Here is a 2,296-nt window from a genome sequence, read left to right as displayed (position 1 = left end):
ACGGGTCCCGAAACATGGAGCAGGCCAAACCACGGCGTAGTCGCTGTCTCGAGGGGGTCTGGACGCTCGTCGCGAGCGCCCTGCTCGTCGCTTGCGGCACGCCTTCGAACGGCCTTGGGCCAAGGGGGTCTGCTGCAACGAGCGGCAGCCACGACCGCTCCGCGACAGCCGCCACCTCTGCCGGCGCGGGACACCTCGCCGTGGACGGCTTCATCCTGCCCGTGCCGCCAGGTTGGTCGGCCGAGGACAGGGCAGTCATTGGCACGGCTTTCCAGCTGGAGGCACGCTCGTGCGTCTCGGCCGAGACGGTGGACCGTCCCGTGCCCTCGGACGCCGGCTCGGCACAGCTGACTCGGGCGGCCGTGCAGATCTGCGTCATCGCCCGGAAGGACGACCTCGGTCTCGAGCAGTGGCTGGCCGGGCGCGGCCACGAGACCTCGACATCGGAGCGCTACGGAACCTGCGACGTACGGCTGCTGCCCGGCAAACCCGAGCTCCAGCTCGCCTACGCCCAGAGCTCCGACTCGCGCGCCGAGATGGCCACCACGGTCACGACGACCCCAGAGATGGCGGAGCAGCGCCGCCGTGAGGTCGCCGACCTACTCACGAAGTTGCGGTGCCCAGTGACCTGAGCATCGCCGCCACGCGCCCGTGAAAGGGGAACGCGATGCGATCGAGCAAGCTCGCACGCACACTGATCGGATTCACTGCCGTCCCGATACTGGTGGGCGGACTCCTGGTCTCCGGACCGGTGAGCGCCCAAGCCCAGCCGGATCCCGTGGCCGACGTCCTCGGCCAGTTCCCGCCCGGCGAGTCGCCCTCTGGAGCCGGCGAACGGCTCCTCCTCGAGATGGCCGGCCTCGTCGACCCCCCGGCTGCGGCGACGGACACGCCGACACGGCCCAAGGCCGACAGGACGTTCGACGTGCCCAACGCGCCGGGCGATCCCATTTTCGGCGCCGACGTCATGGTCAACGACCCGGCTGACGACAACCTGACGACCGACAACACCACCCAGAGCGAGACGGCCCTGGCGATCGACGCCAGCACGGTCTGTGCCGGCTACAACGACTTCACCGCCGGAGGACTGTCCGGCCTCGCCTCGTCCGCCAACAGCGGGCAGACGTGGACCGACCTCGACGGCATCGGCGGCCGGGGTGACCCGGTCATCGCCGCCCACTCGACGACCGGGGACTTCTTCTACGGTGAGATCGCCACGACCGGCGGCAACCCGGCGATCGGGATCGCCCGCTCGACCGACGGCTGCCAGACCTTTGCGGCTGCCGTCGACGCCTCGCCGGTCTCGTCCGGGCTCGCCGGCACCACCCTGAACGACAAGCCGTGGATCGCGGTGGACAACACGGGTGGCGCGAACGACGGTGACGTCTACGTCTGCTGGACCCGGTTCTTCCAGACCACGCCCGGCAACGCGGCCACCGGCACGAGCGAGATGCGTTTCAGCCGGTCGAACGACAACGGCGCCACCTTCATCGGCGAGCAGGTGATCGTCCCCCAGGGCTCCGCGGCCTTCGGGTGCAGCATCCAGGTGGGCGCGAACGGTGAGATCTACATCGCCTACGCGAACCGCGCCGCGGACCAGATCGAGTTCCTCCGCTCGCTCGACGGCGGGCTGACCTTCGGCGCGATCATCGACATCGACGCCGCTGCGGCGCAGCCGGGCGACGTCACCGCGGCGAACAACTGCGGGACCAACAACACCCGGCCCATCCTCAACGGCAACATCCGGATGCTCCACGGTGCCTGGCTCGCCGTCGACACGACCGGAGGACCGAACGACGGCAACATCTACGTCGCCTGGATGGAGAACCCGGCGAACGCGACGGACCGCTCCAACGTGCTCGTCGCGCGGTCGACCGACGGCGGCCTCACGTGGGGGAACGTCCAGCAGATGGGGGTCGCGGCCAACAACCTCGACGAGTTCGACCCGTACATCGCGGTGTCGCCCACGGGCGTCGTGGCTGCCGCGTGGTACGACAAGCGCAACGACAACCCGGGAAACACGAGCACCGACGTGTACACCGCCTTCTCGACCGATGGTGGCGTCACCTACGGCGCCGGCGTCCGCGTCAGCGACGCGACGGCGGGCATCCCGCCGCTCTTCCCGCACTACAACCCCGGCACCGCCCAGTGCTACTTCGGTGAGTACCTGGCTGTCGCGGGTGACGCCGCGAGCTTCCACTACCTGTGGGGCGACGGCCGGCGGTCCATCACCACGACCGGCTTCCCCGCCGGGCGCCTCGACCTCGACGTCTGGTACGACCGGCTCGAGGCACCG

At 69.9% G+C, this 2,296-nt stretch carries 2 protein-coding genes; both read left to right on the top strand.

What is annotated here, in order from left to right; all coding sequences use genetic code 11:
- Nucleotides 1–632: hypothetical protein (locus tag VGD85_RS00325; RefSeq protein WP_331061453.1), on the top strand; the 632-nt coding region annotated here is incomplete at its 5' end.
- Between the two features lie 119 nt (nucleotides 633–751).
- Nucleotides 752–2,296, top strand: a 1,545-nt coding sequence (locus tag VGD85_RS00320; protein ID WP_331061452.1) for a sialidase family protein, incomplete at its 3' end; no start/stop codon positions are given.

Source organism: Nocardioides sp. (assembly GCF_036401255.1).
Classification (GTDB): Bacteria; Actinomycetota; Actinomycetes; order Propionibacteriales; family Nocardioidaceae; genus Nocardioides.
This window is presented reverse-complemented; position numbering and strand designations above follow the sequence as displayed.